At 53.0% G+C, this 21,183-nt stretch carries 19 protein-coding genes; 7 read left to right on the top strand and 12 right to left on the bottom strand.

Features of this window, described 5'->3' with window-relative positions; all coding sequences use genetic code 11:
• Window positions 1-68: 68 nt before the first annotated feature.
• The 8 genes from ACTHYN_RS10070 to ACTHYN_RS10035 all read right to left on the bottom strand — a co-directional run bounded on the left by ACTHYN_RS10070 (window position 69) and on the right by ACTHYN_RS10035 (window position 11,465).
• Entirely contained in the window at window positions 69-749 is a 681-nt protein-coding gene (locus ACTHYN_RS10070) for a sensor histidine kinase (protein ID WP_441812318.1), read from the bottom strand.
• Window positions 746-2,380 (bottom strand): response regulator, encoded by a 1,635-nt coding sequence (locus ACTHYN_RS10065; RefSeq protein ID WP_441812317.1) that lies wholly within the window; start codon window positions 2,378-2,380, stop codon window positions 746-748. Before ACTHYN_RS10065 ends, ACTHYN_RS10070 begins: the two co-directional genes overlap by 4 nt.
• Window positions 2,381-2,391: 11 nt before the next feature.
• Entirely contained in the window at window positions 2,392-5,910 is a 3,519-nt protein-coding gene (locus ACTHYN_RS10060; RefSeq protein ID WP_441812316.1) for a NahK/ErcS family hybrid sensor histidine kinase/response regulator, read from the bottom strand.
• 53 nt (window positions 5,911-5,963) lie between these two features.
• Complete coding sequence (locus tag ACTHYN_RS10055) at window positions 5,964-6,470, bottom strand: hypothetical protein (protein ID WP_441812315.1); 507 nt, start codon at window positions 6,468-6,470, stop codon at window positions 5,964-5,966.
• Between the two features lie 96 nt (window positions 6,471-6,566).
• On the bottom strand, window positions 6,567-8,348 hold the full coding sequence (locus ACTHYN_RS10050) for a sodium:solute symporter family protein (RefSeq protein WP_441812314.1): 1,782 nt from the start codon (window positions 8,346-8,348) through the stop codon (window positions 6,567-6,569).
• 4 nt (window positions 8,349-8,352) lie between these two features.
• Window positions 8,353-8,616: a DUF4212 domain-containing protein gene (locus tag ACTHYN_RS10045; RefSeq protein WP_441812313.1), complete on the bottom strand. Its 264-nt coding sequence runs from the start codon at window positions 8,614-8,616 to the stop codon at window positions 8,353-8,355.
• 209 nt (window positions 8,617-8,825) lie between these two features.
• Window positions 8,826-9,533: a 3'-5' exonuclease gene (locus tag ACTHYN_RS10040; RefSeq protein WP_441812312.1), complete on the bottom strand. Its 708-nt coding sequence runs from the start codon at window positions 9,531-9,533 to the stop codon at window positions 8,826-8,828.
• A gap of 18 nt (window positions 9,534-9,551) precedes the next feature.
• Window positions 9,552-11,465, bottom strand: coding sequence for a putative nucleotidyltransferase substrate binding domain-containing protein (locus tag ACTHYN_RS10035; protein WP_441812311.1), 1,914 nt, complete (start codon window positions 11,463-11,465; stop codon window positions 9,552-9,554).
• Between the two features lie 199 nt (window positions 11,466-11,664).
• Between ACTHYN_RS10035 and smrA the strand changes: the two genes are divergently transcribed.
• The 6 genes from smrA (at window position 11,665) to ACTHYN_RS10005 (ending at window position 17,334) form a co-directional block, all read left to right on the top strand.
• Window positions 11,665-12,246, top strand: coding sequence for a DNA endonuclease SmrA (gene smrA / locus ACTHYN_RS10030; RefSeq protein WP_441812310.1), 582 nt, complete (start codon window positions 11,665-11,667; stop codon window positions 12,244-12,246).
• 70 nt (window positions 12,247-12,316) lie between these two features.
• Window positions 12,317-12,508 carry a hypothetical protein gene (locus ACTHYN_RS10025; RefSeq protein ID WP_441812309.1) on the top strand — a complete coding sequence of 64 codons (192 nt, stop codon included), beginning with the start codon at window positions 12,317-12,319 and terminating at the stop codon, window positions 12,506-12,508.
• 58 nt (window positions 12,509-12,566) lie between these two features.
• Window positions 12,567-13,076, top strand: coding sequence for a (2Fe-2S)-binding protein (locus tag ACTHYN_RS10020; protein WP_441812308.1), 510 nt, complete (start codon window positions 12,567-12,569; stop codon window positions 13,074-13,076).
• Window position 13,077: 1 nt separating this feature from the next.
• Window positions 13,078-15,297, top strand: a complete 2,220-nt coding sequence (locus tag ACTHYN_RS10015) for a molybdopterin cofactor-binding domain-containing protein (protein ID WP_441812307.1) — start codon at window positions 13,078-13,080, stop codon at window positions 15,295-15,297.
• Window positions 15,290-16,282, top strand: a complete 993-nt coding sequence (locus ACTHYN_RS10010) for an XdhC family protein (protein WP_441812306.1) — start codon at window positions 15,290-15,292, stop codon at window positions 16,280-16,282. The genes ACTHYN_RS10015 and ACTHYN_RS10010 overlap by 8 nt, the downstream gene beginning before the upstream one ends.
• Window positions 16,279-17,334, top strand: coding sequence for a DUF3080 domain-containing protein (locus tag ACTHYN_RS10005; protein ID WP_441812305.1), 1,056 nt, complete (start codon window positions 16,279-16,281; stop codon window positions 17,332-17,334). Before ACTHYN_RS10010 ends, ACTHYN_RS10005 begins: the two co-directional genes overlap by 4 nt.
• A gap of 17 nt (window positions 17,335-17,351) precedes the next feature.
• Here ACTHYN_RS10005 and ACTHYN_RS10000 read toward each other — a convergent pair whose 3' ends face one another.
• The 4 genes from ACTHYN_RS10000 to arsC are packed head-to-tail and all read right to left on the bottom strand — an operon-like array spanning window position 17,352 to window position 20,595.
• Window positions 17,352-19,166, bottom strand: coding sequence for a GspE/PulE family protein (locus ACTHYN_RS10000; RefSeq protein WP_441812304.1), 1,815 nt, complete (start codon window positions 19,164-19,166; stop codon window positions 17,352-17,354).
• A gap of 29 nt (window positions 19,167-19,195) precedes the next feature.
• Window positions 19,196-19,555: a DUF2069 domain-containing protein gene (locus ACTHYN_RS09995; RefSeq protein ID WP_441812303.1), complete on the bottom strand. Its 360-nt coding sequence runs from the start codon at window positions 19,553-19,555 to the stop codon at window positions 19,196-19,198.
• A gap of 50 nt (window positions 19,556-19,605) precedes the next feature.
• Window positions 19,606-20,211, bottom strand: coding sequence for an NAD(P)H:quinone oxidoreductase (gene wrbA, locus ACTHYN_RS09990; RefSeq protein WP_441812302.1), 606 nt, complete (start codon window positions 20,209-20,211; stop codon window positions 19,606-19,608).
• 30 nt (window positions 20,212-20,241) lie between these two features.
• On the bottom strand, window positions 20,242-20,595 hold the full coding sequence (gene arsC, locus ACTHYN_RS09985; protein WP_441812301.1) for an arsenate reductase (glutaredoxin): 354 nt from the start codon (window positions 20,593-20,595) through the stop codon (window positions 20,242-20,244).
• A gap of 68 nt (window positions 20,596-20,663) precedes the next feature.
• On the opposite strand from arsC, the gene ACTHYN_RS09980 reads away from it, so the two are divergent.
• Complete coding sequence (locus ACTHYN_RS09980) at window positions 20,664-21,131, top strand: TlpA family protein disulfide reductase (protein ID WP_441812300.1); 468 nt, start codon at window positions 20,664-20,666, stop codon at window positions 21,129-21,131.
• Window positions 21,132-21,183 lie beyond the last annotated feature (52 nt).

The raw sequence follows: 21,183 nt of genomic DNA, 5'->3' as shown, positions 1-21,183 counted from the left end.
ATCGGCGCGCCGGTGGGGGTTTTTTTTGCCTGCTATTTGTCTAATCATTCCGGGGCGGTTAGCTTTTGTTATGGCAACCAGATTTCGAAAATACCACCACCCAGAGAACCACCGTTGTGAAGCTTGATGCAACCGGTGCGCTTTCCCTCGCTGTGAAGATCCGCAATCGCAGAAACAAAGAACAGGCCAAGGCTTGTGCTACCGGTATTGAAGTCCAATGATTTGAAACTCAATGTTCCGCTGTGTTGCATGTGTTCGGGGTACCCTCCACCATCATCCTCAACACCGATAACAAGATACCCATTGCGTTCATGGGCGGTTAGTCTGATTCTGGTTTTCGTATAGCGGATTGCATTATTAATGATGTTGTTGAGGGCTCCCGTTAGTAGGTCGGCATCAAAAAAACCATTGATCTCTTGGGCATCAATGACACACTCGATATCTAATCCTTTAAGAAGCGGTGTATGCCTGGCGAGATGCTCTGACAGGAAGTCAGGAACAAAATGCTCCTCCATGTGCGCAGAGAGGTTGTTTTCACCCAGTCTGTAAATTCCAAGAAGCTGTACCAAATCGTTGTGTATACGCTCTGCTTCATACTGGAGAGTATTAAACCTGGAGAAATCGTCCAGTTTGTCCTCGTTTTCTACCCTCAGTTCATCCAGGGAGTTGAGCAGCATCCCCAATGAGTTCTTCATATCATGCACGGTCGAGGCCAGAACCATTGAGAAGTCTATATTGCGGTTTTTCATGGGTTCAGTGCCTTCAGTTTGCGTCGCAGAGCGAGGTAGCGCCGGTATTGTCCGTGTTGTTCAGGGAGATCAAGTAAGCGATCCAGGTGATGCTGACAGCGTTCTATTAGACTGGTACTGCCATCTGTGGCGCTATACTCTTTCATCAGAATCTGCACCTTGTTGAGGTTCAGGGCCGGGTGGTTCGGGATCATTTCCAGAGCTTTGCTAAAGATAGCATCGGCCTCTTTCAGGTTGCCCGATTCAAACGCCGCGATGCCTTCCCGGTTGAGACGACGGGCTTTGATTTTCGTGCGAAAACCAACAGGCTCATCCAGAAGGCTTTCAAATTTTTTGACGGCCTCAGGGTTGTCACCAAAGTGTTCTGTTAATTCTCCAAGCAACGTTGTAGCTTCGTTACTACCGCCAAGGCGGTAAAGTGTTTTTGCATAGTCCAGGCCTGTCTCCAGGCCCAGCGAGCGGCTGTGTGTTAATCTTGGTCGAATGCTGTCCAGTAGTGCATTGGCTTCTGGTAAACGTTCTTGGCCAGCGTGTATTCGGCATTGGATAATTTGGCTACGAAGTTCAAGAATGTCATTGTCCGGGAACCGTTTTTTCAGGCTATCAAGAGCAGAAAAAGCTTCACTGGCAAGCGTCTTTCCTTCTTTGCCTGTATTTCCTTCACTCAGGTCGCAAAGAGTTTGGCTGAGGGACAGGTAGTGACTCGCGTTGTCGTGAATGGAAAGGGCCCCCAAGCGGACTGTTTGCCGCCATGCTTGGGCAGCTGTTTCCATATCCTGGTTTGATTCTGCCAGTTCAGCCAAGTGTTTTTGTCGAAGCATCCCATTAGGTGAATACCCGGTGGCACGTTCCAATACTTTTTGAGCCTGCCCCGGACGATTCTGACGCTCAAGACCTTCAGCAAGAAGATCATAGGCTTCGACGTAATCGGGGTGGCTGACAATTAACTGCCGCAGGCTTTGTACGGCTTCTCCGTAACGATGGTTGGCCAGTAGTACCTTGCTATGTCCAAGCCGGGCCCAGGACAGCTCGCGCCGGGAAAGAACTTCCTCGTACACTTTGATTGCATGAGACAGGTCTCCTAATAGGAAGTAGAGTTCCCCGAGGGTTTTCATAAGCCAGGTTTTATAGCGTGGTATTCGGCTAAGCGCCCTTACACAGAGTGAAATGGCTTCGGGATAGTTTTCCCGGTCGATTTCACGGTTGATGGGAAACAAGGCGTTGCGCTGATTAATCAGGCTTCCTAACCGCTCCGCTAATACGGAGCGGTTAATAGGTTTGGTCAGATAGGCATCGGGTTGGTTTTCCCGAGCTCCCATCACCATCTCCCTGGATGTCTCGGACGTCACCATCAGAAAAAGTGACGACCGCTTTAAAAGTTTTTTATGGCGTAATTCTTCTAATATGTGCTGGCCATTTCGGCCTTCGCCCAAGTTGTAGTCGCAGAGAACTACGTCAACGTGGTTGTAGGTACAGTATTGAACAGCGGTCTTTGCGCTGGCAGCCAGTTCGATATTGCTGGCACCGCAGCTTTGAAGCATGTGGCGCATCGAGAGTCGGAAGTTTTCAAAGTCGTCTATCACAAGATAGGCAAGTTTCCCGAAGGCGTCTGCGCTGGGAACGGTGTTCATACTCGGTGCGTTCATGGGCGTTTTTGTTTCAACAGTTTATTCACCATAGCTCGCAAGGCGGCAGGTTTAACCGGTTTATAGAGAACCTGATACCCTCGCTCAATCGCATCGTCGCGAACGTCAGTAGCCATATACCCGGTTATTAATATGCCCGGTATTTTACACTCTACTGTGCGGCGTATTGTGTCCATTGCGTCCAACCCGTTCTTGTCATCATCAAGCTGATAATCTGCAAGTATAATATCGGGCTGTCTACCCTGTAATTGCTCCTGGGCGTCTTTCAGGCTTGCAGCAGCTGTAACATCACACTTCCAGTTGCTTAGAAGCGCGACCATTCCGTGCAAAATTGCAGGGTCATTATCAATACAAAGCACCTTAAGGCCGCCCAGGGTTGAGACACGGCGAGCGCTAGAGGCCAATGGCTCAGCTGCCTGGTACGCCTGGTCAGCCTGAGCAAGGGGAACTGTTATGCCAAACACACTGCCTTTACCCTGAACCGATTGAACGCTTACGGGGTGGTGCAGCATGCCGCTTATCCGGTCGACAATTGCCAGGCCAAGCCCAAGGCCTTTTTTGTCCTGGCCGTGCTGAAAACGCCGGAATTCTTCAAAAATAAAGGTCAGCTGATCATCAGGAATACCCGGGCCTGTATCCCATACCTCTATACGCAGGTACCCTTTGAGGCGACGGCAACCCAGCAGAATTTTGCCGCCGGGTGTGTAGCGAATCGCGTTTGAAAGAAAGTTCTGCACAACCCTGCGCAGAAGTTTGGCGTCGGAATGGATCCAGGCACTACTGGGCACCACGTGAAGCTTAAGGCCTTGGTCTTCCGCAATAGCCTTAAAGTCGATTGCCAGGTGACGCATAATTTCGTTGACCGGGAATACCCCAAGATTTGGCTCTAATGCTCCCGCGTCGAGTTTGGAAATGTCTAAAAGGGTACTGATTATTTCTTCTGCCGCACCCAGTGAGCTGTCAATATGATCTACAAGCTCTTCGGCTTCGGTGCTAATGGCTTTGTCTGCAAGCGCCGAGGTAAACAGGCGCGCGGCATTCAACGGCTGTAAGAGGTCGTGGCTTGCGGAGGCAAGAAAACGGGTTTTGCTCTGGTTTGCCTGCTCCGCAACCGATTTGGCTTTCAACATTTGCTCGTTGATCACTTGCAACTCTTGGGTACGTTCTTTCACCCGCTGCTCAAGGTAGGTGTTTGTTTCTTTCAGCGCCTGCTCAGTGCGGCGCATCGCAGTGATGTCCTGGAATGTGGTGACATAGCCGCCTCCAGGGATCGGGCTTCCCTCTACTCGAACAACCGTTCCGTCGGGCCTCTGACGCTCATAAGAAATCAGCTGGCCGTCCCGCATGTTGGCGTAGTGATTGGCAATAATGTCATCAATTCGCCGGGCTGGAAGGTTGGCATTAGTAAGGTTATAGCGCATCAGGTCCTCTGCTGGCCGACCCACTCTCACAAACCCCTTCGGATAGACAAACAGTTCCAGGTAACGATGGTTCCAGACCACCAGTTGCTGTTGTTGATTAACCACTGACACGCCAAGACTAATGTTCTCGATAGCCGATTGCAGCAGCTCACGGCTGAACGTCATAGCCTGTGATGCCTCATCAACAATGCTGACGACGTCTTCAATCTGCATGTCTCGGCCCGTAAGGGTCGATTCAAGAACTACCCGTGCGGTAGACGCACCAATCACTGAAGCCAGTTGGCGTTCTATATATTTCATCAAATGCGGTGAGGCCGGTCGATGCAGGTGTAGTCTTATGGCATTGCGACGCTCATAATTCCGGAATACGGTTTCCGAACGCTCCTCGCCCATGAACCTGTCGGTGAGGGCCTGCAGGTCAGATGTCAGTATTTCCTCCTGCCAGCTTTGGTGCTGAACTGTATCGCCTTTGGGGTGCGGGTCCTGAAAAAATGAGGCAATCTGGATTTTCTCTCGCACCCGCTGGCGTGTGACCAGGGAAAGCAAAACGTACACCAGCGTATTAACACCTAAGCTCCAAATAATGCCGTGGCTGGTCTGATCGAGTTGCAGCCCGAACAATGCTGTTGGCCTTGTCCAGTGAAGCCCCAAAATGCCTTCGTTGATCAGTGAATCGGTAGACCAGCCTGTTGATGCCAGCGCAGGCAACAGCAAGGTGTAGCACCAAAGGAAAAAGCCGAGTGCCAGGCCCCAGGCTGCACCTGTTGCATTGCCGCGTCGCCAGAGAATACCGCCCACTAATGCCGGTCCAAATTGTGCCGCTGCAGCAAACGACAATAGCCCGAATGCGGTCAGACTGTAATCTTCGCCTGCCATACGGTAAAAGCCGTAGGCTGTCAGTAAAACCACAAAGATCGCGACCCTGCGAATGCCAAGCAGCAAGGAGCTTAAATCAGTCTGACGATTCATTCGTGGGCGGAAGAACTTGAGCAAAGCTGGCATGATGATTTCATTACTTACCATGGTGGCAATGGCAACAGAGCAGACGATAACCATGGCAGCAGCCGCGGATCCGCCGCCTAAAAAGGCAAAAATAGCAAGCCAATCGTTGCCGGCCATGATGGGCAATTGAAGGATGAGGATATCAGGGTTGCTGGCCACGGCTTCAGGTGCTAAGAGGCCCGCTGCAGCAATAGGCAGCACGAATGCGCTCGCCACAATGAGGTAAACAGGCATGGCCCAGCGGGCAACTTTGAAATCGCGATGATCGGCATTTTCCACCACCATGACATGAAATTGTCTTGGCAGGCAGATGATGGCTAACATCGCAACAAGGGTTTGGGTGATAAAAGCAGGTGCTTCTATGGATTCCGTGGTGAGAATACCACTCAGGTCTGCCTGCTTTACATTATTCAGCAGGTCACCAAAGCCATTGTATAATCCGTATCCAACAAATAGCCCAACGGCAACAAAAGCCACGAGTTTAATGAGTGATTCAAAAGCGACCGCCTGAATCATGCCGCGATGGTGTTCAGTGGATTCCAGATGGCGGGTCCCGAATAGTACAGTAAAGACGGTTAGCGCCAGGGTGATATACCAGGCGGCATCGTTCCACGCTACTGTATTCAGCTCCTGATCTCCGGTGCCCGCACTGGATAGTACGCTGAAGCCCATGGCGATGGCCTTCAGCTGTAGTGCGATATAGGGCACGCTGCCAATTAGCGCGAAGGTGGCAACCATGGCAGCGAGCAGTTGGGATTTGCCGTATCGGGAAGCAATAAAGTCTGCAATAGAGGTGCTGTTGTTTCGCTTACTTATATAGATGATTCGCCGCAATAGTGGCGCACCGAAAACAAAAACCAGTAGGGGGCCAAGGTAGATGGGCAGAAACCCCAGACCCTCTTGGGTGGCCCTTCCTACAGCGCCATAGAAGGTCCAGGAGGTAAAGTAAACCGCCAGTGACAATGAATAGACGTGCGTCCGGGCCAAGCGTCTACGATACAATCCCGGATGTTTATCGCCCGCCCAGGCGATGATAAACAGAATTGAAATGTAGGTGATGGAAATTAAAACCAGCAGCCAGACGCTAATCATATTTAACCATTTCCGTCAGGTTTGGCGGGTTGACTGCCCCGCTTCCCAGTGCTTCAGTCGGTACAGACCGTAGCGTAGAGTACATCGGTGCGATTCAGGGTTTTGAGGTTATCAACCCTCGGTGTTCCGTCAGAGCCGATTGGAACCAGTTCTCGAGTTGCGCAGTTAATAATATGAACCCGGTGAGAAACCGTGTCTGTTATTTTTTGCTCAAAACGGTAGAGAGTGAAGCGCACGATATCCGGATTGTTGGTGTCCCGTGCAATGCTCTGAGTGTCCACCGCAGAGAATGCCGTAACATAAGGAAAAACCATAGACCAAGGGCGCCAATAGATACCCCTGCTTTCTGTGTTCACAACCACAGCTTCGGTAGGTAAGCGCGACAGTTTATGGTCATACCATGCGTACTCCCCGTATATCAGGTAGCCCAGCATACCCACCCCAGCAAATACCGGAATAAGCCATTTAGGTGCCTTGTTACGGGTGACTGCCCGGATTCCGAGAGCGATGCCCGCTGCACCCAGTCCACAGATAACAGTGGCGACAAAAGTCCAAAACATAAACTACTTCCTTAAAAAAGAACGGGCTCCCTCATGGAGGAAGCCCGTTCAGTAACAACCTGTCAATTCGATGAGTGTATCAGGCTGAGTGGTTGCTTAGTGGTCTTGAGCTCGTCCGGCGCCACGTGGGTAGCGAACGCTTTCAACCAGTTCCTGAATCTCAACGGGCGGCTCTTCAGTTGCATTGGATACAGCGAAGGCTACCGCAAAGTTAACGATGGCACCAATGGAACCAATCGACAGAGGCGAGATGCCCAAAACCCAGTTTTCGGCGGTATCTGCAAGATTGGCCGTGCCCGGAATGAAGAACCATCCCTTATACACGAAAATATACGATAAGGTGAATATCAGGCCGCACAACATGCCTGCAACAGCACCCTTATTGTTGATGCGCTTGGAGAATATGCCCATCATCAGAGCCGGGAACAGGGAAGCTGCGGCAATACCAAATGCCAGAGCCACTACCTGTGCCGCGAACCCGGGAGGATTAGCGCCTAAGTAAGTGGCCACAACGATCGCAACCGCCATGGAGATACGAGCAGCCAGTAATTCACCTTTTTCGGTAATAGCTGGGTTGATTGATCTTTTGATCAGGTCGTGACTGATGGCTGAAGAGATAGCCAAGAGCAAACCAGCCGCTGTGGACAGAGCTGCTGCAAGACCACCGGCCGCGATCAGCCCGATAACCCAGCCGGGCAAGTTGGCAATTTCGGGGTTGGCAAGCACCAGAATGTCGCGGTTCACCTCTAGCTCATTGCCTTCCCAGCCGCGGCTTTCGGCTTCTGCCTGAAACGCCTGACCATCTTCAGAAGAATCATCGTTATATAACTGGATACGACCATCGTCGTTTTTGTCGGTGAACTCGATCAAACCAGTAACTTCCCACTCTTTGATCCAGTTTGGGCGTTCATCGTACTGAATGGGCTGAGCCGCGGTACCGTCTGGATAAATGGTGGTCATCAGGTTCAGGCGCGCCATGGACGCAACTGCCGGGGCTGTGAGGTAGAGCAGCGCAATGAACACCAGAGCCCAGCCGGCAGACCAGCGAGCATCAGCCACTTTCGGAACGGTGAAAAAACGGATGATAACGTGGGGCAGGCCAGCGGTACCTATCATTAAAGTCAGAGTAAACAGCACCATGTTCAGGTGACTGTCGACATCTGCAGAATACTCTCTGAAGCCTACATCCGTGATGATCTGGTTCAGCTTGTCGAGAATAGGCATGCCCGAATCAATATGAGTGGAGAATAGGCCGACGGCTGGGATTGGGTTGCCCGTCAGCTGTAATGAAATGAACACAGCGGGAATGGTGTAGGCAAGAATCAGTACGCAGTATTGAGCAACCTGTGTGTAGGTGATGCCTTTCATGCCACCTAGTACTGAATAGATGAAGATAACAACAGCGGCAATAATCAGGCCTGTTGTGGCATCCACTTCCAAAAACCTGGAGAAGGCCACGCCTGCGCCAGCCATTTGGCCGATAACATAGGTTAGGGAAGCTATGATAAGGCACAGAACTGCTACCAAGCGTGCGTTCTTGCTATAGAATCGGTCACCAATGAACTCTGGCACGGTAAATTTGCCAAATTTACGCAGGTAAGGTGCCAAAAGCATGGCTAGCAGCACATAACCGCCGGTCCAACCCATCAAATAGGCTGAGCTAGCGTAGCCACCAGCAGCAATAATGCCAGCCATTGAGATGAAGGATGCGGCTGACATCCAGTCGGCACCAATCGCCATGCCGTTAGTAATGGGATGAACACCACCACCAGCAACGTAGAAGTCTTTCGTGCTTCCGGCCTTGGCCCAGACGGCAATGAGGATATAGATGAGGAACGACGCCCCCACAAACATAATGTTGATCGCAAATTGACTCATCCGATTACTCCTCGTCTACGCCGAATTTTTTATCGAGTCTGTTCATGCGCCACGCGTAGTGAAAGATCAGTGCGATGAACGTGAGAATAGATCCCTGCTGCGCGAACCAGAAGCCCAGGTCCGTGCCACCGACAGCGATTCCCGAGAGGGCGGGGCGTAAAAGGATTGCAAAACCATAAGAGCACAGAGCCCAAACAATTAAACTGCCAAGTATTAGGCGAAGGTTTGCCTTCCAATACTTTTCAGCGTCGTAGCTATGACCTGACATAGGATTACTCCTGTCTTTTTGTTGTTGATATTTAATAAATTTTCGGTGAGCTGAGCGAGCCAGAGAGTGTGTTATTTGTGTTTGTATTTACCCTACCTGCCCTTATCATTGACTTTAGCGGTCAAGCGGTTTTTAGGTATTGGCAAATAGTCTAATTCTGTGGCTTTTATTGTGAAGAGCGTGGTTTTCTGGAAATTCAGTCGGTTAGCTTACATGCGATGTATGTTTTTCAGCCGGCGGTGATAGCGAAGCTTATCGTGTAACTCTCGCAGGGTTTTCAGGCCATCCTTGCGGGCTTTGTTCAATGCAATCAGTGTCAGCTCAGCGGTCGCCAGAGCGTCGGAGGCGGCGTTGTGTCTTGCGCTGACCTCAAGGCCATAAAAGTCGGCCCAGTGGTCAAGCCCCTTGCCACCAGTCTGGGCGTTCGGAAATAGCGCCGGCAGCAGTTCTGCCACATCCATCCAGGTATGGCTCCGGGTATATCCCAGTTGGGCTTTCAGGGTTTTCTCGAGAAATTTCTGATCGAATGCCGAGTGATATGCAAGCACTGGGTCGCCATTCATCCACTCCAGAAGAAATAGCAGGGCATCTTCGGTTTCATGGCCCTGGGTAAGGGCATCTGTGCCGATGCCGTGAATCAGCACGGTCTCTGTGATATCCAGTTCAGGGCGCCTTAAAATCAGATCGAACTGATCGCTCAGATCAATGGCGCCACCGGTGATGGCAACGGCACCCACCGCAATTACCTCATCCTTGTTGGGGTGCAACCCCGTGGTCTCAAGGTCCAGCACGATTAGGCGGCAGTCTGAGAGCAGTTGGTCCCCGGGGCTTTTGGGGCTGGGCAGATTCTCAGGTGGCATGTTGCTGGTCAGTCCTGAGCGGCGATGCTCAATCCATTGCTTGATTTTTTCCAACATGGGGCAACGGCCTGGGGGTCAGAGTTGATAAGTAATTTCGAGCTTTTGCTGCAGACGCTGAGCCTGTCGAAATGATTCGCGGAGAATGCGCCTGTCCAGGGGATTCAGGTCGTCGGGGTCTATATAGTTGGTGAGCTCTTCACCTTTATTGAGCATTTCCTGGTGTGATCGCATGCGAATGGCCTGAATGAGGCTGTAGGCATCTTTCCAGGCATTGCCATCTTTGTCATCAAAAACACCTTTTTGAACAAGTGCATCCATCCGTTCAAGTGTGTTGGCGCATTCAACGCCGTTGGCCAGTGCAAATACGCGTACGGATTCTACAAAAGGAGCCAAGCCCTGACGCTTCAGATCCAGGCTGCGTTTTTTACCGTCAGAAACGTAACGGAAATTGCGGAACATGGTTAGTGGTGGCTTTCTCTGAAACGCATTACCCGCAAGCATTTTTTGAAACAGTTCATTCTTGCGGATGCGTGTAAGCACCTTTTTTAAAAGATTGTGTAAAGAGTCGGTCGGCCCGTATACCGATCTCATATCCAGGAAGATGGACGAGTAAACCAGGTTTTGCGGGGTGGAGGCGTCGATGAAACGGGTGAACCAGTCATCCCATTCCCGATCACTCAGGCACAGCTTGGGGTTACTGGCCATAATGTTGCCCTTGCATAGCGTAAAACCGCACTCCGCGAGTTCGTCGTTAACGGTTTGAGCAAATGGCAGCAGTTTTTCCCGCGCCTGGCCCTCGGTCATGCCCTCCGGTGTCTGGAAAAGAATGCCGTTATCCTGATCGGTCAGCAGAGTTTGTTCCTGACGGCCTTCGCTACCAAATGTGAGCCAGGTGAAAGGGAGGCCAGGGTCGTTCTTTTTGATATTCAGTTCAAGAACCCGCCGCACGGTAACGTCGTTAAGTGTAGTGATAATCTTGACTACCTGCCCGGAATCTGCGCCATGAGCCAGCATGGCGTCTACCAACCTGGATACGTCGGCACGTAAACTAACCAGTGTGCGTAAGTGCGTGGCGGTGCTGATGGTACGGGCAAGGTGAACCAAATCGACCCGCTGGAGGGAAAATAAATCCCGTTCTGACACAACGCCAATCAGCCGTTTCTCGTCATCCACTACGCACAGGTGTGCGAAGTGGTGTTCTGCCATCAGCATCGCGGCGTCAAAAGCATCTGCTTGTGCTGGCAGGCAGGAGGGCTCTTTGGTCATGATTTGGCAAACGGGCGCATCCAGGGTGCACGTATCTTCAGCAACCATTGTTCGCAAATCGCGAAGGGTGAAAATACCGGTCGGGCGGCGCTCGCCATCTGTAATAACAATACTGCCGACGCTGTTTTGGTGCATGCGGGCAACTGCTTCACGTACCGGCAGGTCCGGCGAGCATACAATAGGGTTTCGAAGGGCGTAGCGTTCAAGAGGCGTGCTCAGGGAGGTGCTGGACCCCATGGATGCCATCGCGCCTGATTGTATGCGCTGGTTTACCTGATCCAGCAAGCTGCTGACACCGCGCAGGCAAAAATCACGGAATGACTCACTTTCGGAGAACAGAGTAATAAAGGCGTCCTGCTCAATGCTCAGGCAGAACGTATCGCCGGCCGCGCGGTGCAGTGTTCGTGTGGAGCGCTCACCGACAATGGCGGCCACTGGAAAGCATTCGCCCAAGCTGATCTCAAATGTGGTTTCGGTTTTGTCAGCTTTCGGGTTTAGGCGTTCGCCGCGAATCCGTCCCTGCTTAACAACGTAAAACCTTTTGACAATGCCGTCATCTGGCGACAGAACCACATCGCCGTCGGCAAAAAAACGCAGAGTGGCATGTTCAGCAAAGTGTGCGAGGTGGTCTTCGTTCATGTTTGAGAAGGGGGCATGGGCCTGTAAAAAACCCATAATGGAGCGGGTGTTCTGGGGACGTGCAGTATCCTGATTTGCTGCCATGACAGGTTTCACCTATTCGATATTCTTGCGTTAATCAGTGTAGATCACAGGGGCCCGCACCCACTTTACGATTTTGGTCGCAGCCCTGTTCGATTACAGCACTTATCGTTACAAATGCACCGGATGATGGTGCATTCTTTATGGAACACGTGCCCAATGGTAAAGTTCTCTTATTCACTGGATTACTGAAAGCACGACCATGACGAGCAAAAATGATCGCCTCAGCTTTCTTGAGGAAATGAAAGACGTTCGGCGCATCCGAAAACCTGATCGCGCCGAGATAGCCACACCCCGTGAACTGACGCCAGGCCATCTGGAGCGACAGCGAGCTGCTGTGGAGAAGCCATTCAAAGACTCTAATCCGCTCACCTCCGAGATGGTCGACCCTTTAACTGCCCAGGACATACTCAGCTGGCAGCGCTCTGGTATTCAGCATGGGGTTTTTCGCAAACTCAAGCTCGGGCAGTATCCCATAGAAGCGAGATTGGATCTGCACAGAATGACGGTAGAGCAGGCGCGCAGAGAGGTTTTTCAATTTATCACTGACTGTGTTTGCTACGGGTTGCGGTCAGTCATAATCCTTCATGGTAAGGGCGAGCGCAATCCGGACGGCATTGCCCAATTAAAAAGCCATCTCGCCAAATGGTTGCCAGAGCTCCCAAGCGTGCTGGCGTTCCACTCAGCCCAGAAACGCCATGGTGGCACCGGAGCCGTTTATGTCATGGTGCGCAAAAGCGATCGGGATAAACAACATAATCGCGAGCTGCATGGCTTGGATTAAAATAGCACCCTTTTTTGTGGGGTGCTCAGAAGCATCGATTCAAACTGTCTACTGAACTGAGGTGTTGCCCATGAAACAAGTTGCGTTAACGATGTTTGCTGTTCTGGCGCTGGCGGGTTGTAAAGACAGGGTTATCTGGGATGACAAAGGCAAGGCTGAGGAAGCGACCGAAGAACGAAAAATTTGGGATTCCAACGGAAAAATGGAAACCGGCGATCGAGAAATCTGGGTCAATAAAGAAGGTGAAGAAGTTGTGAAGTGAACAATAATAAATTCAATTTAAAACCCAGGGCACCGGGCACTGACGGGAGAAAACAGCAATGACATTGAGCCTTACAGTTAACGGCGAACTGCGTTCGTTGAACATTGAAGGTGATACCCCTTTGCTGTGGGTATTGCGGGATGAACTGGGGCTTAAAGGCACCAAGTTTGGTTGTGGTGTTGGTCTTTGCGGCGCTTGCACTGTGCACCTTAATGGACAACCTGTGCGTTCCTGTTCAACGCCGCTTGAATCCGTATCAGGTGGCAAAGTGACGACGATTGAAGGTTTGGCTGAAAACGGCCAGTTGCATGCGTTGCAGGAGGCCTGGATTGCACAGGGGGTGCCTCAGTGTGGTTATTGCCAGTCAGGTCAGATCATGAGCGCTGCCCATCTGTTGGACACGAACCCAGCCCCGGCCCGAGACGATATTGTAGCGGCTATGACCGGCAATCTGTGCCGGTGTGGTACCTACTCGCGGATCATTGCAGCGGTAGAATCAGTGGCAGGAAAGCCCGTGACAGGAGAGTCACTGGCATACAACGCGGTCGCGGTTGGGGAGAACAACTGATATGGCTATGAACCGACGCGACTTTCTAAAAGTAAGTGCCGGCACATCAGGCTCCCTGATGCTGTCTCTGTTGCTTCCAGGCTGCTCCGGCATGCCAACGGGTTATAAAGAGGAAACCGGTCAGTGGAAACCGGACGCCTGGCTTGAAATAACGGATAAGGACGAGATTCACTTCACTCTTTCCCGTGTTGAGATGGGGCAGGGCACCTACACTGGCCTGACAACGCTTATCGCGGAAGAACTGGAAGTTGATCCAGAGACAATCACGCCCCGGTTTGCGCCAGTAGCGCCGGAATATCAAAACCCACTGTACAAGTTGCAGTTGACCGGCGGCAGTACCAGCATAGCAACCAGTTGGGAGCCTTTGCGCACAGCCGGTGCCCAGGCGCGGCAGATGCTTGTGATGGCTGGGGCCAGAGTCTGGCAAGTTGATTCCGCCAAATGTACTGCCCGGCAGGGTCGGGTGGTTCATCCTAATGGCATAGATTCCATGCGCTATGGCCAGTTGGTGGAGCTAGCTTCTAAAGAGGTATTGCCTGGTGATGTCGCACTGAAGCCTGCCAGTGAATGGAAATACATCGGCAAGCAAAAAGGCCGCCTCGATGCGCGCGCCAAATCCACAGGCAAAGCAGAGTATGGCATTGATGTTGAACTGCCGGGCATGGTTTACGGAGTGGTAAGCCGCCCGCCCAGATACGGCGCCAGGGTGAAGACGTTCAATGAAAGTGACCTTCGCGCCATGCCAGGTGTCCTCGATGTATTTGAAACCGAACGAGGCGTAGCCGTTGTTGCTGACAAGTACTGGCGTGCCCGCAAGGCTCAGGATGCATTGAAAGCTGAGTGGGACAACACCGATGCCTTGTCTTTTTCGACAGATGAGGTATTTGCGTCATATCGCCGCGCGGCAGATGACGATCGCGGTGATTCCGAACGTAGTGAAGGTGATTATGACTCGGCGATTCGTGACGCTCAGAGCGTTGAAAACGGCAGGGTTATCGAAGCCGAATACAGCCAGCCTTATTTGGCCCATGCCACTATGGAGCCCATGAATGCCACCGCCTGGTATAAAAACGACGGTATCGAAGTGTGGGCGCCCACTCAGGCGCCGGATCTCGGCCGTATTGCCGCTGCGCGGGTAACCGATCTGTCTCCGGATGATGTGACGGTCAATACCACTTTTCTGGGGGGCGGGTTTGGCCGCCGCCTGACTCAGGATTATATTGAAGAAGCCGCAGCAGTGGCTTTTCGGGTGAAAAAACCGGTAAAAGTTATCTGGTCCCGTGAAGAGGACACCCAGCACGATTTGTATCGCCCAGCCATGCTGCACCGACTGTCAGCCGGTCTTGTTGATAATCAGCTGACGAGCTGGCACCACCAGATTGTGGGGCCGCAGCTGCTAACCTGGTACGTGCGTAACGCCGCGCCTGCCCAGTATCCCTGGGCGCCCAAGTTCATGTACGGCTCCTTGGGTAAGGTCGGTTTGCTGGCGGAAGGCATTGCAACACCCAAAGATATGTCGGCTATTGAGGGAGCTGTGGGGTACCCCTACAACGTGGACAATATTGATATTCGCCACACCCATACAGACCCTGGCGTGCCGGTTACCTTCTGGCGATCGGTGGGGTACTCGCACAATGGTTTCGCCGTTGAAACCTTTATGGATGAGTTGGCCCATGAAGCCGGAGAAGATGCTTACCAATTTCGCCGTAAATTACTGGCGGGTCAGCCCAGGCATCTGGAAGTGCTCGACCGCGCTGTAAAAATGGCTGATTGGGATGAGCCGGCTGCGCAAGGGCGGGCCAGAGGAATCGCGCTGTTCAAGAGTTTCGGCACGTTTGTGGCCCAGGTAGTCGAAGCCGGCTTGGAGAATGGCGCCATTCGGGTTTACAGAGTGTCGTGTGCTGTGGACTGTGGCCAGGTGGTTAACCCACGCATTGTGGAAGACCAGATTGAAGGTGGGATTATCTTTGGTTTGACGGCAGCGTTGCACGGCGAGATAACCCTTGAAAATGGTCAGGTGACGCAAAGTAATTTTCATGACTACAAGCTGATGCGACAGTACGAGCTGCCTGAGGTAGCGGTAGATATTGTAGAAAGTACCCTGGCCCCAACCGGTGTGGGAGAGCCAGGTGTGCCACCGGTTATTCCGGCCTTGGGTAACGCGCTGTTCGCCCTGACAGGCAAGCGTCAGCGCAGTTTGCCCCTGAAAGCCGATGTCTGACGCAGCACCGGCGCGTGGTGCCGGAGGGCATGAGTCGGTGATTGGCGATGTCCTGTTGTGGCTGAAGCAGGGCCGGCGGGTATGGTTGTGTACCATCGTGGAAACCTGGGGGTCGTCTCCCAGGCCTGCAGGCTCTTGGCTGGCGGTGAGTGATACCGGGCAGTGGAGTGGCTCGGTCTCAGGCGGTTGCCTGGAAGAGGATCTCCTGCGCCGCATGGCGGAAGAAGGCTCGGATTACCCGGTTGTCAGCGACTATGGCATTACCGATAGCGATAGAGATGATTTTCGCCTGCCCTGTGGCGGGCGCATTCGGTTGTTGGTGGAGCCTTTCGGTCATAGCAATTTTGCCATTGAGCACGTAAATCGGCTTGCGAAAGCTCTTCAGAACCGTGTGCCCGTGGTTCGTCGAGTGAGTTTGCAAGGTGCAGCTACTCTGGAGCCTGCCGCAACAAATGCTCGCCCAGGTGCCAGGTTTAACGGGGAAGAGTTGCTGCATACATTGCAGCCAGAGTGCAGGCTACTGCTCATTGGTGCCGGTGAAGTGGCGCGCTATGTGGCTGAATTCGCGATGGCTGCTGACTTCACCGTAACCCTGTGCGAGCCCCGCGACGTGTTTGCGTCTGGTTGGGGGCATGATCACTTGCCCCTTGATCGTCGCTTGCCGGATGATCTGATTGTCGAATCTTTTAGTGATCCCTGGTGCGGCGTGCTGGCACTGGCACATGACCCAAGAATAGACGATATGGGCTTGCTGGCGGCACTGCAGTCACCGGCCTTCTATGTGGGTGCCATGGGCTCAAAACAAACTTCCGAGGCGCGGCGGGAGCGCCTGGAACTATTGGGGGTAGAGCCGACAAGCGCGAAACGCTTGCGAGCCCCTATAGGCATCAATATCCCCAGTAAAACGCCCGCAGAGATTGCAATTTCCATTGTTGCTGACTTGATTGAGGCTCGGCACCATTTACGAACCACCCCCTCAGTATGACAAGCATTCGACCGACTTGGTGGTTTGTCTCAGCACTGATTGCTTTGCTGATCGCAGGCTGTAACCCCTTCTCCGATGCCCAGCCGATGATGGATGAATACGTAGAGCGGGTCGGCAGGGTTTTGGATGCAGAGCCGACTTTTTCCGAGATTCGAGCCTCCGAGCAGATACCGCGGCGCCGTAATCGGGTGCTGCCTATGCCGGATTTGGAGCTGGGCATGCTGGATTTTCTGTCGCTCTACAGCTGCGAACTGCAATATGTGGTGGGCGAGAAAAACTCTGTGATGGGCAAGGTGATGCAGCCTCTCAATCGCTTGCGTTATGAAGTTCGTTTTATTCGCACTGCAGGCGATTGTCTGAACACGATTGAGGACGATGAGCTTATAAGCATCTTGGAGCAGGCCGTTGCCAGCAAGCGGGAATCCCTGCCTGTTGCTATCTGGAACGCAACCTGGGGCGTGAAGGAAGTGGAACGGTTATTCACGTTTGCCAAGGGTGAATACCCGGTAGAGGCTGTGGACCCGCTCTCGGATTTAGCCAGGGACGCGCGCCAGTTAAACAATGCTGTAACGGAGCTTTTGCAGCAGAACCTAGAGGTGGATCTGGGTTTTTGGGGCAAGGTACATCAGCGTTGGCAGGCGGAATACCGGGCGGGCCAACTGATCAACAGCGCCCATCTGGTCAGGACCCGTCTTGGAGATGCCACGCGCCTTATTCGTCAGCGTTTAAATGGCCGCCCATTGTGTCTGAACGGCAAACCCAATAACCAGTCTGACATTGTTAAGAGCATGTTTTTCAGTGTTTATATTGGAAAAATACAGCCTTATCTTGCTGACTTGCGGCGGGCCCGGACAGACCTGATCGAGCCATTGTCCAAGCTGGCCGCCATGCAAAATGACGTTATGCCAGAGCACTTCCAGGAATGGTATAGGTCAACATTGGCACTGACGGGAAACGAAAGTATTTGGACGAATCTGGATGAAGCCGTAGCCACCCACACCAAAAGCTGGCAAACACTTCTGGAGCAGTGCGGATTGAGGCCCGGGGTCTAGGCGTGGGCTGCGGTCTGCTAGCGTTGGCTTTCTGGCGTTACTCTCAGAATTTCCTCAACGGTGGTCAGGCCATTGGCGACTTTTTGAGCACCGCTTAGCCGCAGGGATTTCATGCCTTCTTTATAGGCGTCCCGGCGCAGTTGTTCCAGCTCACACTGGTCTGTGATCTGGCTGGCCAGTGCGCCGGAAAGCGTCATGATCTCGTAAACCCCTGCTCGGCCCATGTAGCCGGTATTGCGACACTCCAGACAGCCTACAGGCCGGTGAAACTGCTTGGGTGGTGCGGCTTTCCAGGGCTTTGTAAGCGTCTGCCAGGCCTGGTTGTCAACGGGCGCGGGCGCTTTGCAGTGCGGGCATAGCGTGCGCACCAGGCGCTGCGCCATAACACCCAGCACGGTGGCGCGGATCAGGTAGGGAGGTATGCCCAGTTCCATCATTCGGGTCAGGGCGCTGGGAGCATCGTTGGTGTGTAGGGTAGAGAGTACAAGATGCCCGGTCAATGCGGCCTGCACGGCCATTTCGGCGGTTTCCAGGTCGCGGATCTCACCGATCATGATGATGTCCGGGTCTTGTCTGAGCAGCGCCCGTACACCTGCAGCAAAAGACAGGTCAATATTGGTCTGAACCTGCATTTGGTTAAACGCCGGCTCAACCATTTCGATAGGATCTTCGATGGTACAAACATTCAGCTCAGATGAGGCAACCTGTTTCAGTGTGGAATACAGGGTGGTGGTTTTACCTGAGCCCGTAGGGCCGGTTACCAGTACAATTCCGTGGGGCCTGGAGGTTGCTTCTTGCCAGCGGGCCCGGTCTTCACGGCTGAACCCGAGCTGCTCGTAGGATTTCAGCAGTACATCAGGATCAAAAATCCGCATCACCATTTTTTCCCCAAACGCGGTGGGCATAGTGGCCAGGCGCAACTCTACTTCGCCGTTGTCGGGCTTGCGGGTTTTCAATCGGCCATCCTGGGGCCTGCGTTTTTCTGCAACGTTCAATCGTCCCAAAATCTTGAGTCGGCTGGTGATAGCCATGCCCACATGCTCGGGAAATTCATAGACGTTATGCAATACGCCATCAATCCGAAAACGCACGTGGGTGAGGGTGCGTCTGGGCTCGATGTGAATATCTGATGCCCGTTGATCAAAGGCGTACTGCAACAGCCAGTCGACAATGCGTACCACATGTTGGTCGTTGGCGTCGGCGCTGTCGCTTGCACCTAACTCCAGTAGTTGCTCCAGATTCTGCTGGCCGGTGCGGTTGCCTGTTGTCTGGCCACCACTGGCTTTGCTGACGGAACTCGCTAACTGATAAAACTCGACCGTGTAGCGGCGGATATGCTCGGGATTCGCCACGACTCGACGGATATCTTTGCGCACTGCTTGGCGAAGATTACCTTCCCAATCGTTCTTGAAGGGTTCAGCACTGGCTACAAGGATCTCTTCCGGCCCTATCTCAACCGCGAGAATGCCGTGGCGCTGGGCAAAGGCGTACGACATCACCCGGGCAATCGCTGGCGTGTCTATTTTCAGTGGGTCGATATGGTAATAGGGTTGGTCGGCCCAGTAAGCCAGCCACTGTGTTAGCCGGTCGACATCCAGCTTTTTGCCGCTTTTCTCGCTGGTAAGTGCCGCAATGGCCACCAGTTCTAACGGATGACGTTTGGCGGCCTGGTTGCTGGCTGCCCCCAGATTGGCTGAAAGCACTCGCTCGGCATCGCTCTGGTTAATTACGCCATCGCTAACCAGCGCCGTGCACAGGTCGCGCAGGGTCAGCGTGCTCCGGGGCGGGGCGGGCGGTCGCAATGGCTGCCCTGTTTTATTGGAATCAGACATGGAGCGTCACTTTCCGGTATCGGAGCATTTTAGTCTGTAATTGGCCGGTTCACTTTCAGGTGCACCATCGCCATGGTAAACAACAGGAAGGTAAGAATCATAAGAGTCACCGGGCCTGGCGCACCCTGGCTTAGCCACGCCGAAATCACGGCTTGAGTGAAGTAAAAGATCACCACAAAGGACAGCCAGATATAACCGCGATTGTTGCCGCGGAACACCAGCATAATGAGCGCCAACAGTGGGATCAGCTTGACCGAGAGCATCAGCGTTATGGAAACGCCTTCAACCGGTGCGGGGTAAAAAGTGGTCACCAACAGGGTGGCCAGCACAGCCAGATAAAGAAACTGGGTTGCCCGGGCAGTATGCCTGGCTTTTGGGTTATGGAGCATGATCAGGTTCCGGTAAATAGGGAGGTTTACGTTACACAGCGATGCAAGTGTCAGTCTGCCAGTCGGAGGGCCAGCTTTGCCAGGCGCTCACCAAGGGACTGGCAAAGGGCTTTTTCGTGCTTGCTCAATGGCTGTTTTTCACCGGTTCCTGCCCAGTGTGTCGGGCCATAGGGTGTGCCCCCGGTTGCCGTTTCACTCAGGTTCTGGTCTGTGTATGGCAGGCCACATAACACCATGCCGTGGTGAAGCAACGGCACCATCATAGTCAGAAGCGTACTCTCCTGGCCGCCGTGCAGGCTTCCTGTTGAGGTAAACGCCCCTGCCGGTTTGCCTACCAGTGCGCCGCCAAGCCAGAGATCGCCGGTGGTGTCGAGAAAGTGCTTTAACGGCGCGGCCATATTACCGAAGCGTGTGGGGCTGCCAATGGCCAGGCCGGCGCAATTCGCCAGATCGGATTTGCTGGCGTAGGGTGCGCCTGCATCCGGAACCTGTGGCAGTGACGCTTCTGTATCTGGTGATACCGTCGGAACAGAGCGCAGCTTTGCTTCAATACCACTTACCCTCGCAACACCTCGGGCAATCTGATTTGCCAGTTCTGCAGTCTGGCCGTTACGGCTGTAATACAGAACCAGAACATAGGGCAGCTGCTCGGGCATTTTAGCATCCTTTTATTGGCAGTCGTAGAATCAGAGAATCGTTAGAACGTTTTCCGGTGGGCGACCAATCGCCGCCTTGCCTTTGGCAAGCACAATGGGCCGTTCAATCAGTTTTGGAGTGGCTACCATAGCAGTAATCAGCTGTTTTCGGCTTAAATCTGCGTTGTCCAGGCCAAGTTCTTTATACTCTTGCTCACCCGTTCGCATCAGTTGTCGGGGCTCGAAGTCGAGTGCCTCGAGAATATCCTGAAGCGCTTGTTCTGTTGGGGGTGTTTCAAGGTAGCGTATAATCTCGGGTTCGATACCCTGGTCTTTGAGTAATTCAAGAGTCTGGCGGGATTTTGAACAGCGTGGGTTGTGGAAAATTCGGACGGGTTCTGTCATGTTCAGGCCTGTTTTTCGAAACGGTGCTGCAATTATTTGCGGCAAACAGTCTAACAGGAGGTTTTCCCGTGCAGAACCCTGTCATTCACCGGCTACCCCGGCGAGCAGCCGTTGTAAGCATGCTGGTTTTTATGGCCTTGATGGTGGGTTGCCAAAAGGTTGAGCTGGATCAGGCAGAAGGCCCGAAGCTGGCGTGGAATGATCTTCGCGGTCAATGGGTGCTGGTTAACTACTGGGCCGAGTGGTGCAAACCCTGCCTGGAGGAAATTCCAGAGCTGAACGAGTTGAACAAGGCGCCAGACATTACCGTTTTAGGAGTGAACTTTGACGATGTAAAGGGTGAAGCTCTGGTAAGCCTTGGCAAGCGCATGGGTATTGAATACACAATGCTTGAACAGGATCCGGGGCCGGAGTTTAAATGGGAGCTCCCGGTCGCCTTGCCCGCTACCTTTGTTGTGAATCCCGATGGCGACCTGCTGGAAGCCCGCTTTGGTCCCCAGACAGAAGCAGACATACGGACGCTGATTGGCGGCTGATAGCCGCAAGTTCTTTCACAGGTTCCGTTAACACATTCTAAAGAATACACAT

It is taken from the genome of Marinobacter sp. (genome assembly GCF_052091845.1).
In the GTDB taxonomy this organism is placed as follows: Bacteria; Pseudomonadota; Gammaproteobacteria; order Pseudomonadales; family Oleiphilaceae; genus Marinobacter.
The sequence above is the reverse complement of the archived record's forward strand: the minus strand, read 5'-3'. Positions and strand labels throughout refer to the sequence as shown.